This is a genomic window from Mesorhizobium sp. NZP2077 (assembly GCF_013170805.1).
In the GTDB taxonomy this organism is placed as follows: Bacteria; Pseudomonadota; Alphaproteobacteria; order Rhizobiales; family Rhizobiaceae; genus Mesorhizobium.
Genome location: NZ_CP051293.1, coordinates 3,830,100 through 3,842,146, shown reverse-complemented (window position 1 = coordinate 3,842,146; position 12,047 = coordinate 3,830,100). Strand labels below are relative to the sequence as shown.

Sequence of the window (12,047 nt, the reverse complement as noted above, 5' to 3'; positions counted from 1 at the left end):
GAAGGGCGGTGTTATGTCGGACGAGCATTGCCCTGCCCCTTCATCGATAACCTCACCAGATCGGCTACATCTGGCGGCAGCTCCTTATTCAGAGCCGTTCGAAGCACCTCCGGATCATCGGTAAACAGCGGAACATAGAGTATCTCTTTGACGACCTTTTCAATCTCGACGGGGACCTCGACGCGCTTCTCGACTTCCTTCTCGACGACCTTCTCGACCGGCACCTCGATCGTGCGAATGCGGCGCCACCGCCAACTCAAGAGCATGCGGCGAATGAGCGACGACAGTCGGCTATGGGACTGAACTTCGCCGCGAGCGGCTATTCGTTGAAGAGCGAGCGCCACCATCGCTGTGATCGGCCCGGCGAGCGCCGCGATCACGGCAAGCGAACTGAACCAAATGACTGAGATCACGCCCGCCTGTTCGGGAGTCACCTGCTCTGGCCTTGCACCGTACCATCTTGCCGCGATGCGCCTGACCTGGTCGGTGCGCGCCATTGGAATCCGCTCCTTCTCGAGGGCCGCGAGTTCCTTGGCTATTTGATCCTGCCTAACCTGATTTTGCGCGGCCACGGTCGCTTTGTTGGCTTCAGCGCCTTGGGCCTCGGCTAGCCTTTTGCCCGCCTCGTCGAGTCGTTTCTGCCAACTAGCGGCGTCTGCATCGCGTATCTGCTCGAGATTCGATCGCCGATCTGTAAGCTTTTGCCGCTGGTCGGCAGTCATCGGCGGACTGCTTGCGCGTTGTCGATCAAAATCCGATCGAAGTGACGCTATTTCCTGATCCAGCGGATCTATTTGAGCGTCGAACTTGGCGCCGATTTTGGACCTCGGATTTGCCAGCTTGGCGACCTCATCCTCCAACTTACGAGCTGAATCGCTGTCGCCTGAGTCTCGCGCCATCTTGATGCGCTGGACGAAGCTGTCACGCTGGCCTTCAAATTGGGTGACGGCGTCTCTTATCTCAGCATCGCGCTGCTCAATCAGAGAAGATCGAACCGTGTTCTTTTCTTCGATCTGGTCTCGAACACGAGATGCCTCTGGAGTTAGAGCTGTTGCCCCCTGCTGTTCAGCGTCCACCTCTGCAATTTGTGCCTGGAAGCCAGCACGGGACTTTTCGGCAAGGGCGGTCATCTCCTCAAATTCGGCGCGAGCCTGGTCAACCTGATCGGCTTTCCTACCGAGTTCATCTACCGAGGCAAGTTTCGAAGCCTCCTGTTCAAGCGCGTCAATCTTGTTCACCAAATCTTCGTAGCGAAGCTGACGAAGGGCGCCAGCACGCTCCATTCCCATGAAAACGGTCTCGAACGTGATACCTGCGAGGATTAATAGGAAGACGAGCACTATGGGCTTCCAAACCCAAGACACGCTGAAAAGCAGAGTTGCAATTGGGATCTTGGTGAGTTCCGCAATGGCGACCATCAGAAATGGTGCGCTTGCAAGAGTCAGGTCCATCGCAGTGACCGACTCGCTCGCCGCGAAAGCTTGATAGCCAAGAGCCACACCAGTCATAAGACCGATAGTCGCCGCTGCGAGCTCAAGCGCCCATGCCCCCCTATAGGTCCATTGCCCATAGGTCGCGAGCTTTTGGCTCATCGTTGTTTGCATATTACGCCCCCGATCCGCCAAACCCACACGACGGATCTGATGGCATTACACCGAAAAGTAACTATGTCCGCAACTGTTCTGGGTCGATAACCGGCAAATATCCCGGGTCGTAGTTAAGACCGAACCGATTTTCGTGGCGTCTATATCGGCCGGCAGTTTGATTTCATTTGGGGGCGGCGAGGCTGATGGATCCGCGCGTCGATAAACGAAGGATCTCAGTGGCGTATGGGAAAACGACAAACAGAATAGAATTTCGAGCGAGAGACATCAGAATAGAGCAGAATAACAATACAGATACGCCACGAACAATTTATATTTGACTATAGGTTCGAATGATTATATCGTCAGGATCGAAACAGAGAAACGGATTGGCTGGATGGCCTGAAGTACCCTGAGTAGCGCCTTTGCGGTAACTGGAAAGGCCCACGATGTCCGTTCAAGCGCAAGCGACGCATGCGTCGCGCTCGACCAAATCCCTTCGTAGCTCGACAGACGAAATCCCCTGGCGGGAGCGGCCATGGCTCCCGCTTACGCTTGCCGCTGACCTCTTGGGCGTGTCCACGACAAGTCTCTACCGACTTGAGTCTGAAGGTCAGCTCGACTTCCGCCGCTTTGCCGGACGGACAGTGGTCATGGTCGCGTCAATCCTGCCCCTCATCGACGGTGTCGAAGAATGGACGCCATCAAAACGAGGTGCGGCCGCTCGCCAGCAGCGAGGTAAACGAGGCACTGGTGCGGCAACTTCATCGTTGCGAGTTCGTCGACGAAGCCAACAACATCGTGCTCGTCGGCGGCCCTGGAACAGGCAAAACCCATATTGCGACCGCTCTCGGCGTGCAGGCCATCGAGCATCATCACAAACGGGTTCGCTTCTTCTCGACTGTCGAGTTGGTCAATGCGCTGGAACAGGAGAAGGCACAGGGAAGGTCCGGCCAGATCGCCAATCGCCTCGTGCATTCTGATCTCGTCGTCCTGGACGAACTTGGCTATCTGCCGTTCAGTGCATCAGGTGGAGCATTGCTCTTCCATCTGCTGAGCAAGCTATACGAACGCACAAGCGTCATTATCACCACCAACCTCAGCTTCAGCGAATGGGCCAGCGTCTTCGGCGATGCCAAGATGACAACCGCGCTACTCGACCGGCTGACCCATCATTGCCACATCCTGGAAACCGGAAACGATAGCTTCCGATTCAAAAACAGCTCCGCACACGAGCCCAAAAAAGCGAAGGAGAAAGCCAGAACCTTGACCGTAAACCCCGAACCGAAACACACATGACAGGCGGGTCACTTCTCGGTGGAAATGCCGGGTCACTTCTCAGTGGAAATCAACACCCTAAGTCCAAGAAAAGCCCACGCCACTGGTGAGGGCCAATGACGCGGGCCAACTGATGCTACCGCACCAGCTTGCTCGAATGCCAAGCAGCGACATCCGAGCATGATCTCAACTGTTCGAACAGGTAATGTTCCGTCAGGTCTGTTTGCCCGATCAAGAGTCGGGCTTCTGAAATTCGCGATTGATCTGCGGAGAATGGCCGGCCCGATTGCCGGTGAAGCAATCCGCTGTCCGCGCCGGCCATTGCGGCTCTTTGAGGGTTCGCCGCCTGTCGGAGCTAGAGCGCGCTAATGCGCCGGCAATTCCTTGGTAAAAAACGTACAGAGCTTTCCACTTGAATGGACGATTTTCGCAGTCATATAAATTCGTGATTGTCCTCATTGCGGGAGGCAATGTGATGGATAACAGGATATCAAACGGCCAGATTTGCCCTTGCGTTGAAGTGGTCGAAGCCTGCGGCGAATGGCACGTCCGCGTGGTGGCGGATGACGAAGCAAAAACCCTGACATTCGAGATGGAATCGTTTGCACTAGCGTTCGCGGAAGGCCAGCGGATACGCCTGGGGCTTGATAAGTTCGTTCGGCTCTAGGGCTTCTTCAGCATGCGGGCTTCTCGCACCAGAGACGCCCAATTCAGTCCTAGAACGCTGATAAGCTCGCGGGCTTGCGCTTCCGTAATGCCAGTCTCATCCACCAGGCGGCGGGCCATGGTGGTGTCTCTACCATCTGTCGGCGGCTTGCCTTGCTCATCAACCATCGATTGTCACCCACCCGACCGAACGGCCTCGAAAGGGAATCGTTCCGCGCGCCGGCATTAGTGGACCGACGATGACGCAAGGCGCATAGTTCGCTTATGAAGCCTCTCGCGCCAGACCTCGCCAACGACAACGGGAAGCCGGAAGACCACCTAGGCTCAGGACCTATTAAATCGCTTGCGGGGATATTGATCAGTTGATTCAATGGCGGCGCAAGGAGACGCTGCCATGGGTGATTTGATCTGGTTGTCGGAAGCGCAGATGCGCCGCATCGAGCCATATTTTCCGCTGTCCCATGGGGTACCTCGTGTCGATGATCGTCGGGTCATCAGTGGGATCATCTTCGTGATCAGGAACGGCTTGCGGTGGCGCGACGCGCCAGCGGAGTACGGCCCACCAAAAACGATCTACAATCGCTTCATTCGCTGGAGCAGGCTGGGCGTGTTCAACAAGATTTTCGCGGCACTCGCGGCGAAGGGCGGGAAGCCCGACCATCTGATGATCGATGCGACCCACCTGAAAGCCCACCGGACTGCAGCAAGTCTGCTCAAAAAAGGGGATGTTCCCCGACGTATCGGACGTACCAAAGGCGGCCTGAACTCGAAGCTACATGCCGTCTGCGACGGCAAAGGCAGACCGCTGGTGATGCTGCTGAGCGAGGGCCAGATGAGCGACTACAAAGGCGCTGCCCTCATGATCGACGCTTTGCCCAGGGCCAAAGCCTTGCTCGCAGACAGGGGCTATGACGCCGACTGGTTCCGCGCCGCTCTCGCAGAGCGCAAGATCACCGCCTGCATCCCGTCAAAGGTCAACCGAAAGGTGACGATCCCCCCACGACATCGCACTCTATCGCCAGCGTCACAAGATTGAGAATATGTTCGGCAGGCTCAAGGATTGGCGGCGCATCCACACCCGCTATGAACGCTGTGCGCACACCTTCATGTCTGCAATCTGCATCGCAGCCACCGTCATCTTCTGGCTCAATCAATGAGTCCTGAGCCTAGCACTACTTTGGCAGATTGTTAGCGGAGAGGGCTCTGCGGCAGTGGGGACAACGGATTGGGGGGGGGGCGGCTGCGCTAGCGCGGTGAGGATGGCTTGCCTGACGGCGGGTAGGCTCGGTTGGGGCGGCGGGCCAACGATTCTTTTTTTTCCCCCCTCCCGCTTGTTTGAGGCGGCGAGATTGCAGGAAGGCGTAGGCGATCATCGTCATCAGCGCGTGCCGGTGCAGGCCGGTCCATGAGCGCCCTTCGAAGTGGTCGAGGCCAAGTTCCTCCTTGAGCTGCTGATGCGCCTGTTCGCAGACCCAGCGCGCCTTGATGGCGCCTGCGATCTGCTTGAGCGGGGTGTCGGCGGGCAAGTTGGAGAGGTAGTATTTGCGCTCGCCGGTCGAGCGGTGCTCGCCGATCACCCAGACCTCCTCGCCGGGCAGATGCTGAGCGCCCATGTCGCGGATGCGCTGGGGTGGGCCATCTGCAACCCGGACACGGACAGCGGCGAAGCGCGCCCAGAGGCGGCCTTTGGTGCCACGCCGCCAACTGACCGCGCGCCATGGGGCTGTCTCCAGCATCGCCTTCGCGGTCATCGACTTCACATCGGGGATATGCCGCTGGCGCGGACGGCCGCGTCCGGCAACGGGAAAGATCATTGCCACGTCGGCGGGATAGACCTTCTGCTTGAACGGGATGCCGACGGCCCAGGTAAGGCCGCGCTCGGTGAGCGCCTGCCGGAAGGGGGGGGGGCGCTCAAGCCATATCCGGCATCGGCGAGCACGCAGCCAAAGCGTAGGCCGGCTGCGCGAGCCCGGTCGATCTCGGCCAGCGCGATTTCGGGCTTGGTCCTGTAGGCACGATGGTCCTCGGGCACACCGGCACGGTCGAGCCGGGCGGGATCGGAAGTCCAGCTCTCGGGCAGAAACAGCCGCAGTCCCACCATGACCGGCACTTCGCTAGAGGCCAGCGTCAGCGACACCAGCGTCTGGCAGTTGGCGTTCTTACCAAGCGCCGAGGCATATTGCGGCGCGACGCCGACCGAGTGGCGCCCCTTCTTGGGGAGCGCTGTGTCGTCCACGATCAGCCATGCATCGTTCCCGCCAACTTGTCTGTCGGCCTCCGCAAGTAGCACCTTCTCCAGCGGCCCAGCATCCCACACGCCGCTCGCGATGAAGTGGTGCAGCTGGTCATAGTTGACGCCTGCGTCGCGCGCCGCCATCGGTTGGATGCTCTTGCGATCCCCAAGGCCAATCAGCCCAGCAATATAGGCCGGACACATCCGCGCACGCGTCTTGTGCCTCAACGCCGAGACGAACGGCTCAAGCCACTGCTCCAGATCGACTTGCCAATCCCTGTTCATGGCCGGCCCCTCCAACAGCCGACCTCTCATGAATCACGCAAAACCGCTCTTGGGAATCCTCAAACGCTCCCAGAACCAAAAAAAATGCCAAAGTAGTGCTAGCACTACTTTGGCAGATTGTTAGCGGAGAGGGCTCTGCGGCAGTGGGGACAACGGATTGGGGGGGGGGCGGCTGCGCTAGCGCGGTGAGGATGGCTTGCCTGACGGCGGGTAGGCTCGGTTGGGGCGGCGGGCCAACGATTCTTTTTTTTCCCCCCTCCCGCTTGTTTGAGGCGGCGAGATTGCAGGAAGGCGTAGGCGATCATCGTCATCAGCGCGTGCCGGTGCAGGCCGGTCCATGAGCGCCCTTCGAAGTGGTCGAGGCCAAGTTCCTCCTTGAGCTGCTGATGCGCCTGTTCGCAGACCCAGCGCGCCTTGATGGCGCCTGCGATCTGCTTGAGCGGGGTGTCGGCGGGCAAGTTGGAGAGGTAGTATTTGCGCTCGCCGGTCGAGCGGTGCTCGCCGATCACCCAGACCTCCTCGCCGGGCAGATGCTGAGCGCCCATGTCGCGGATGCGCTGGGGTGGGCCATCTGCAACCCGGACACGGACAGCGGCGAAGCGCGCCGAGAGGCGGCCTTTGGTGCCACGCCGCCAACTGACCGCGCGCCATGGGGCTGTCTCCAGCATCGCCTTCGCGGTCATCGACTTCACATCGGGGATATGCCGCTGGCGCGGACGGCCGCGTCCGGCAACGGGAAAGATCATTGCCACGTCGGCGGGATAGACCTTCTGCTTGAACGGGATGCCGACGGCCCAGGTAAGGCCGCGCTCGGTGAGCGCCTGCCGGAAGGGGGGGGGGCGCTCAAGCCATATCCGGCATCGGCGAGCACGCAGCCAAAGCGTAGGCCGGCTGCGCGAGCCCGGTCGATCTCGGCCAGCGCGATTTCGGGCTTGGTCCTGTAGGCACGATGGTCCTCGGGCACACCCGCACGGTCGAGCCGGGCGGGATCGGAAGTCCAGCTCTCGGGCAGAAACAGCCGCAGTCCCACCATGACCGGCACTTCGCTAGAGGCCAGCGTCAGCGACACCAGCGTCTGGCAGTTGGCGTTCTTACCAAGCGCCGAGGCATATTGCGGCGCGACGCCGACCGAGTGGCGCCCCTTCTTGGGGAGCGCTGTGTCGTCCACGATCAGCCATGCATCGTTCCCGCCAACTTGTCTGTCGGCCTCCGCAAGTAGCACCTTCTCCAGCGGCCCAGCATCCCACACGCCGCTCGCGATGAAGTGGTGCAGCTGGTCATAGTTGACGCCTGCGTCGCGCGCCGCCATCGGTTGGATGCTCTTGCGATCCCCAAGGCCAATCAGCCCAGCAATATAGGCCGGACACATCCGCGCACGCGTCTTGTGCCTCAACGCCGAGACGAACGGCTCAAGCCACTGCTCCAGATCGACTTGCCAATCCCTGTTCATGGCCGGCCCCTCCAACAGCCGACCTCTCATGAATCACGCAAAACCGCTCTTGGGAATCCTCAAACGCTCCCAGAACCAAAAAAATGCCAAAGTAATGCTAGCCGCCGTCACCGTGGCGCTGCGTAGAGCTATGGAAGGTTTGAGCGCTCCGCCGAAGTTGATTGAGGCTTTGGCCGTCAAGACGGCTGTAGGCGCTACCCAGCCGTAGGAGGCCGCACCGGCCCTGTAGTGCTCCACTGGATGAACGGGACTTCCTTCCCGGTCACTTCCCGCACGGCTTTCAACAGCACCTCATGCAAGACGCGCGTCTGCCTGTAATGATCGCAATGCGGCGATATGAACGGCTTGACGATGCTTAGGTGCAGCGCTTCCGCTGCAGCCAGAAAGCGCTCGATTTCAGCCTCCGATAATTGCTTCGAGGGTTTTGATCTAGCCATTGCGACACCTTTTGAGAGTCGCCCCACCCGAGGACAATAATCCTATTTCTTCAGTGGGATGTAAATCTGCGGCGAGACGATTCGGGCGGGATGGCCGCTAAAGCCTTCAAAAGTCTGGCATAAATTAACGAACTCCCAACTTAGAATATTAACTCGCCTGCAACAGGCGGCGATCTATTAGGGTTTTCTTAGATAAGAAGGCAGGGGCTCAAGAGATGCAAAAAGCTATTTCTCGCTACATTCGCGACGAATCCGGTGCGACCGCTATTGAGTATGGTCTGATCGCCGCCCTCATAGCGCTTGCCATCATCACTGGTGCCGGTGCTCTGGGCAATTCGATCAACGCCAAGTTCACGACGATCGGGACACGAGTCGCCAGCAGCGGGTCGTAGCGTTTACTCGGGCAAGCCGGGGTCGTAATGCACAATCGCATCGAGGATTGTTCGATAGAGGCTGTCGATCTCTTCGTCGATCGCAAGGCGTTTGATCCCCACGCGTCGGCTATCAGCTTGTGCGTGAGTTCGTCAACGGAGATGACATCGGCCTTCGTTGTATCAGGCACGTTGTTGGCCAGCCATCGATGCAGGAAGTTGATTCCGCGAGTGCTCATGAACGCTTAAGCTCGGTATCTGGCTGAGGTTCCAGCGGGTGTCTTCCTCATCTGTGCGCTATAATGCCAGCCGTGTGGCAGCGTGCCACCGCCACACGGACGGCTCAGCGACAAAAGTCGCCATCGTGCCCATTGCCCCTTTGCAGCCCTTAAGCCGGGATCAAAAGTGCGATTCGATGGATGCCAACCACGTTGCTGATGTTGGTGGCTTTGTCCGACTTTCCCTTGCCGCAGCTGTAGATGCCGCCGTCCTTGACGGTATATGCCGGAAGACCTTTCTTCTCTATTTTGAACTCACCGGCAATGATGTGACAGACCATGTCCATGTCCATCATAGGCTGGTCGTCTGGATCTGAAGCTCCAGGCTGATAGACCACATCGATTATCTTGATGCTCTTGTAAGCACTGATCTGTGATTCCTGCTCCCCGACCTCCACCATCCGGCGCCCATGCCCCATATCCACGCCATCGGTGGCGCTATAGGTGGGAGCTGCCGCCTCCGCCGGCGCTGCTAGCGAAAATACGGGCGTCGCGGCGGTCGCTGCGAGACCAAATTTAAGGGCTGATCTGCGATTAAGGTGTTCCATGTAAGGTCCTCCCTTTGAGCAGTATGCGATAATTCGCGGGGGGACTCGGCGCTTAAGTTCGAAAACTGTCAACCGCTTCGCTCTTTAGCGGCCGAGAGGCAGCCTTGAGAGAGTGATCAACTCCGATTCATCAACCACGCCGGCCATGTAGTTGGCGATGATCCGAGAGGCCATTCTGCTCTGAGAATCGGCCGATTGGTTACGGGTTTTCATCTGCGCGAAAACACGCCCCAGCAAGGCCAGTTCCTCAGGATCAAAAATCCCAGCATCGACTGCTTTTCGTCTGATCGGCATCTAGCCCTCCTCTCGGAAATCCTGCAGGGACGCGTGCCGCAAATCCTCTTCCCCCCGCAGATGCTTCACCCGGCCGATGATGCCTGGCTTGACCCATTGCGTGGCCGGCCTCTTCATGCCCGGTGGCGCCGTTCCTGTGTGCTCCTGGACGCGCTTCCAGAGCCGCTCGCGCCTTTCCCGGTTCAAGGTGATGAACGCCGACCCGACATAGCGCCCGGTGTCTCGCTCTGCCATCAGGGCAAAGGCTGGCTTGCCCGCCTCGCGCTCCACACCGAGCAGTTCGAATTCGTCGATGGTATACGCCTTGATCTTCAGCCAGGCCGTCGAATTGCCGCTTCGATACTTACTGTCTTTGCGCTTCGAGACCATGCCTTCGAGCCCGGCCTTATCGACCAGTTCGAAGATTGCCTTGGCATCGCCGGGCAGCGCGTCGCTGAATTGGATGCGAAGGCCCGGCGGGATTATTGCGTAGAGCCCAGCCCGGCGGTCTTTGAGCGGCATGTCGCGGAGATCGTGTCCGTTGAGGTGCAGTAGGTCGAAGGCGACGAAGTACAGGTCATGCTGCCGACGGGTGATGGCCTTGCGAAGCTCGCCGAAGTCCGACAGGCCAGCCTCGTTCAAGACGATGATTTCGCCGTCGATGATCGCGCTGTCGGCGCCGAGACTGGCGGCTTCTTTCACCAGGTCGCGATATTTGGCCGTCCAGTCGTGACCGTTGCGCGTGTAGATGCGCGTGCCATCTTCGTCCATGATCATTTGCGATCGATAGCCGTCGAATTTCACCTCGTGAATCCATTCGTCGCCCGCGGGCGGCGTCTCCACCAGGGTCGGCATTAACGGGGCGAAAAACTTCAAACGCATGCCTGACTCACGACAACCGCGATTCAATTAGCATGTGCTAAAATGGTTCCGGAAACTTTTACTGCGACGCGAGTTTCGATGGGTCATGACGAAGCTGTCAGACCTTGGGCCGCTCATTCCCGGCAAGCTGCACGGCGGCGACCTCATCCGCGAAGAGGGCCATTTCTACAACTGCCCGAACTGCGGCCAGAAGGTCGATCAGCGCGATTTGCGCCAAGTCTTCTGGCATGAAGAGCCAGGCCACGAGCCTCTAGAGCCCGAAACCGTTGCGACGGTTCTCGAATTTCCTCGAAAAAAGTAGCGGCGGCGAGGTTGGTTGCTAAGCGTACGCCGTTCTCGGGCATTGTCCTGCCAATGGACCAAAGAAATTAATCCCCCTAGACTTTAGGGACGAAGTTGCCCCATTATTTGCGTGGGGGAAATCAAATGAAAAAACTGCGAGTTCTTGCGAGTGCCACGCTGTTTCTGGCCGGCTGTTCAACGAGTCCTGTTGTATCCGACAGCGATCTAACGGCAATGAATACCGTGGCGTTGTGCCATGTTTTGGCTTCCAGCAGTGACGAGCAATATCGAAGGAGAGTAGCAGCCCTGTTGGTTCGTCGCGGCGCGACGGCGGACAAGTGCACGCGGCTTGTACAGGCTGACAATGCTGTAGCGACAGGGATTGCGGTCGCTGCTGTAGGCGGCGCGGCTGTCGCTGTTGCCGCCAACAATGGCGGCGGTGGCGGATATTACCGGCCGCCTCCCACGGCGTACGGCGTGGCCTGGGACCAATTCTACGGACAGAACTATGCGCTAATGTGGCGGTGCCGGGACAAGGCCACCGGACGGTTCGTCGACGACTTCTATTGCAATGGGGAGCCGATGATCGACAGCACTTGGCCAGGCTGGTCGGCTTAGGATCTGCTATGGATCGATCTCGCTACGACAATCAGTCGGACCAATGGCGCAACAGACAAGGCGCGCAGCGGCGACGAGCCCGTCTGCTGGCGAGCATTCCAAAGCGGCTTGTCTTCGTGACGATCGCGGCGATGGCTGCTTATGTGGCGCAGTTCGTCGTTCAGCACAGTGAGGGCGCTCCCGACCTGAACGTGTCGCACTGGATTGGACGATCGCCGGAGCCGATCGCCGGCGTCGCCTCAATCATCGACGGCGATACGATCGAGATCCATGGGCAGCGCATCCGCTTCAACGGCATCGACGCTCCCGAGTCCGCGCAGCAGTGCGACGACGCCAAAGGCTTTCGATATCAGTGCGGCGCGAAGGCCGCGGCGGCACTCGACGGGTTCCTGGCCGCCTCGAGGCCGGTCACATGCGACTTTATCGACTGGGATCGCTATGGCCGCTTTGTCGGCGACTGCCGGCGCGCGGATGGCGCCAGCGTGGCCGCGTGGATGGTCGAGCAAGGCCAGGCGCTCGACTGGCCTCGCTATAGCCATGGCGCCTACGCGGGACAGCAGGCAAAGGCCGAAGCGGCGAAGGTCGGACTGTGGGCCGGAACGTTTCAGGTGCCTTGGGACTGGCGCGCAGGGCACGCGGACGGCGCCGCGACGTCGAGCCGGCCACTCGGCATTGTCAGCCGGCGGCTGGTCGCGCAGAGCAGCTATTCGTGCGAGCCGCGGCGGACGTGTCCGCAAATCGGGTCGTGCGATGAGGCGCGTTGGTTTCTGCAGAATTGCCCGTGGGGCGGCAAGCTCGACCGGGACAAGGACGGCATTCCGTGTGAGAGCCTGTGTTAGCGCTACAATGAACGCTCGGGGGAG

At 59.5% G+C, this 12,047-nt stretch carries 11 protein-coding genes and 4 pseudogenes; 7 read left to right on the top strand and 8 right to left on the bottom strand.

What is annotated here, in order from left to right; genetic code table 11:
• Positions 1 to 11: 11 nt before the first annotated feature.
• The gene (locus tag HGP13_RS37590; protein ID WP_210266311.1) at positions 12 to 1,592 is read right to left on the bottom strand and encodes a hypothetical protein; all 1,581 of its coding nucleotides are present in this window, start codon (positions 1,590 to 1,592) and stop codon (positions 12 to 14) included.
• Between the two features lie 723 nt (positions 1,593 to 2,315).
• Between HGP13_RS37590 and istB the strand changes: the two are divergent.
• The 3 genes and pseudogenes from istB to HGP13_RS19010 all read left to right on the top strand — a co-directional run.
• A pseudogene (gene istB / locus HGP13_RS19020) lies at positions 2,316 to 2,882 on the top strand (IS21-like element helper ATPase IstB); the annotation flags it as partial.
• Positions 2,883 to 3,336: 454 nt separating this feature from the next.
• Complete coding sequence (locus HGP13_RS19015) at positions 3,337 to 3,528, top strand: hypothetical protein (RefSeq protein ID WP_172228143.1); 192 nt, start codon at positions 3,337 to 3,339, stop codon at positions 3,526 to 3,528.
• A 393-nt stretch (positions 3,529 to 3,921) separates the two neighbouring features.
• A protein-coding gene (locus tag HGP13_RS19010) for an IS5 family transposase (protein WP_172228141.1) occupies positions 3,922 to 4,684 on the top strand; the annotation gives its coding sequence in 2 pieces (ribosomal slippage) (positions 3,922 to 4,518 and positions 4,520 to 4,684; 762 coding nt in all).
• 15 nt (positions 4,685 to 4,699) lie between these two features.
• Here HGP13_RS19010 and HGP13_RS19005 read toward each other — a convergent pair.
• The 3 genes and pseudogenes from HGP13_RS19005 to HGP13_RS37985 all read right to left on the bottom strand — a co-directional run bounded on the left by HGP13_RS19005 (position 4,700) and on the right by HGP13_RS37985 (position 7,932).
• A pseudogene (locus tag HGP13_RS19005) lies at positions 4,700 to 6,045 on the bottom strand (IS701 family transposase).
• A gap of 104 nt (positions 6,046 to 6,149) precedes the next feature.
• Positions 6,150 to 7,495: pseudogene (locus HGP13_RS19000) on the bottom strand (IS701 family transposase).
• 194 nt (positions 7,496 to 7,689) lie between these two features.
• Entirely contained in the window at positions 7,690 to 7,932 is a 243-nt protein-coding gene (locus HGP13_RS37985; RefSeq protein ID WP_246707061.1) for a hypothetical protein, read from the bottom strand.
• Positions 7,933 to 8,147: 215 nt separating this feature from the next.
• On the opposite strand from HGP13_RS37985, the gene HGP13_RS18995 reads away from it, so the two are divergent.
• Positions 8,148 to 8,324 carry a Flp family type IVb pilin gene (locus tag HGP13_RS18995; RefSeq protein WP_172228139.1) on the top strand — a complete coding sequence of 59 codons (177 nt, stop codon included), beginning with the start codon at positions 8,148 to 8,150 and terminating at the stop codon, positions 8,322 to 8,324.
• Between the two features lie 3 nt (positions 8,325 to 8,327).
• Here HGP13_RS18995 and HGP13_RS18990 read toward each other — a convergent pair.
• The 4 genes and pseudogenes from HGP13_RS18990 to HGP13_RS18975 form a co-directional block, all read right to left on the bottom strand.
• Positions 8,328 to 8,542 (bottom strand): annotated as a pseudogene (locus tag HGP13_RS18990) (hypothetical protein).
• Between the two features lie 149 nt (positions 8,543 to 8,691).
• Positions 8,692 to 9,129, bottom strand: coding sequence for a hypothetical protein (locus tag HGP13_RS18985; RefSeq protein WP_172228137.1), 438 nt, complete (start codon positions 9,127 to 9,129; stop codon positions 8,692 to 8,694).
• Positions 9,130 to 9,213: 84 nt separating this feature from the next.
• On the bottom strand, positions 9,214 to 9,423 hold the full coding sequence (locus HGP13_RS18980; RefSeq protein WP_172228135.1) for a hypothetical protein: 210 nt from the start codon (positions 9,421 to 9,423) through the stop codon (positions 9,214 to 9,216).
• The gene (locus HGP13_RS18975; RefSeq protein WP_172234775.1) at positions 9,424 to 10,284 is read right to left on the bottom strand and encodes an ATP-dependent DNA ligase; all 861 of its coding nucleotides are present in this window, start codon (positions 10,282 to 10,284) and stop codon (positions 9,424 to 9,426) included.
• An 85-nt stretch (positions 10,285 to 10,369) separates the two neighbouring features.
• Here HGP13_RS18975 and HGP13_RS18970 point away from each other — a divergent pair, with 85 nt between their 5' ends.
• The 3 genes from HGP13_RS18970 (at position 10,370) to HGP13_RS18960 (ending at position 12,023) form a co-directional block, all read left to right on the top strand.
• Complete coding sequence (locus tag HGP13_RS18970) at positions 10,370 to 10,585, top strand: hypothetical protein (protein WP_172228133.1); 216 nt, start codon at positions 10,370 to 10,372, stop codon at positions 10,583 to 10,585.
• A gap of 125 nt (positions 10,586 to 10,710) precedes the next feature.
• A complete protein-coding gene (locus HGP13_RS18965; RefSeq protein ID WP_172228131.1) occupies positions 10,711 to 11,184 on the top strand; it encodes a hypothetical protein in 474 nt (157 codons plus the stop codon).
• Positions 11,163 to 12,023, top strand: a complete 861-nt coding sequence (locus HGP13_RS18960) for a thermonuclease family protein (RefSeq protein WP_172228129.1) — start codon at positions 11,163 to 11,165, stop codon at positions 12,021 to 12,023. The genes HGP13_RS18965 and HGP13_RS18960 overlap by 22 nt, the downstream gene beginning before the upstream one ends.
• Positions 12,024 to 12,047: the final 24 nt, after the last annotated feature.

Coding starts and splice junctions, on each gene's coding strand:
- HGP13_RS19015 (WP_172228143.1), top strand. CDS start 3,337: ATGGATAACAGGATATCAAACGGCCAGATTTGCCCTTGCGTTGAAGTG.
- HGP13_RS37985 (WP_246707061.1), bottom strand. CDS start 7,932: ATGGCTAGATCAAAACCCTCGAAGCAATTATCGGAGGCTGAAATCGAG.
- HGP13_RS18980 (WP_172228135.1), bottom strand. CDS start 9,423: ATGCCGATCAGACGAAAAGCAGTCGATGCTGGGATTTTTGATCCTGAG.
- HGP13_RS37590 (WP_210266311.1), bottom strand. CDS start 1,592: ATGAGCCAAAAGCTCGCGACCTATGGGCAATGGACCTATAGGGGGGCA.
- HGP13_RS18975 (WP_172234775.1), bottom strand. CDS start 10,284: ATGCGTTTGAAGTTTTTCGCCCCGTTAATGCCGACCCTGGTGGAGACG.
- HGP13_RS18965 (WP_172228131.1), top strand. CDS start 10,711: ATGAAAAAACTGCGAGTTCTTGCGAGTGCCACGCTGTTTCTGGCCGGC.
- HGP13_RS18995 (WP_172228139.1), top strand. CDS start 8,148: ATGCAAAAAGCTATTTCTCGCTACATTCGCGACGAATCCGGTGCGACC.
- HGP13_RS18970 (WP_172228133.1), top strand. CDS start 10,370: ATGACGAAGCTGTCAGACCTTGGGCCGCTCATTCCCGGCAAGCTGCAC.
- HGP13_RS18985 (WP_172228137.1), bottom strand. CDS start 9,129: ATGGAACACCTTAATCGCAGATCAGCCCTTAAATTTGGTCTCGCAGCG.